The following is a 645-nucleotide window of genomic DNA, read 5'->3' as shown; positions in this document are numbered from 1 at the left end:
CTGGGCAGAAGTGTTGGGGCGGGAAACCGGGGTGAACGAGCACTTCTTTGAAGTGGGAGGCCATTCCCTCAAGGCGATGGTGTTGACCGCCCGGATCCATAAGGAGCTGGGGAAGGAAGTGCCGTTGTCCGAAGTGTTTGCCCGGCCGACGATCCGGGAGATGGCGGCGTGGATGGACGATCAGGAGCAGCGGGTCTCTTCCGAGATTCAGCCGGTGGGCGAACGGGAGCACTACCCCGTCTCCGCCGCCCAGCGCCGGATGTACACCGTGCAACAGCTGGAAGGGGGGGCCTCGGGAGTCCACTACAATATGCCCCAGGCCTGGAAGCTACGTGGAGCGCTGGATGAGAACCGACTGGAAGAAAGTTTGCGGGAGCTGATCCGACGGCACGAATCCTTGCGAACCTCCTTCACCTTCCGGGGGGGCGAATTGGTGCAAGTGATTCACCGGGAACCGGAATGGGAGTTGGAACGGTATCCGGTGACGGAAGAAGAGAGACTTCCGGAGCGGATCGCCTCCTTTGTCCGTCCCTTTGACCTGGGGAAAGCTCCGCTGTTCCGTGCCGCCTTGATCCCGTTGGAGACGGAGGGTCATCTGATGGTATGGGACCTGCACCATATCATTTCCGACGGGGTTTCCATGGA

General features: G+C 60.9%; 1 protein-coding gene. It reads left to right on the top strand.

The annotated features are described in order from the left end of the window. Positions 1-31: 31 nt before the first annotated feature. The coding region (locus IEV46_RS17875) for a condensation domain-containing protein (RefSeq protein WP_229736224.1) at positions 32-645 on the top strand (614 nt) is incomplete at its 3' end.

Origin of the sequence: Kroppenstedtia guangzhouensis (assembly GCF_014637345.1) — a bacterium.
In the GTDB taxonomy this organism is placed as follows: domain Bacteria; phylum Bacillota; class Bacilli; order Thermoactinomycetales; family DSM-45169; genus Kroppenstedtia; species Kroppenstedtia guangzhouensis.
The sequence above is the reverse complement of the archived record's forward strand: the minus strand, read 5'-3'. Positions and strand labels throughout refer to the sequence as shown.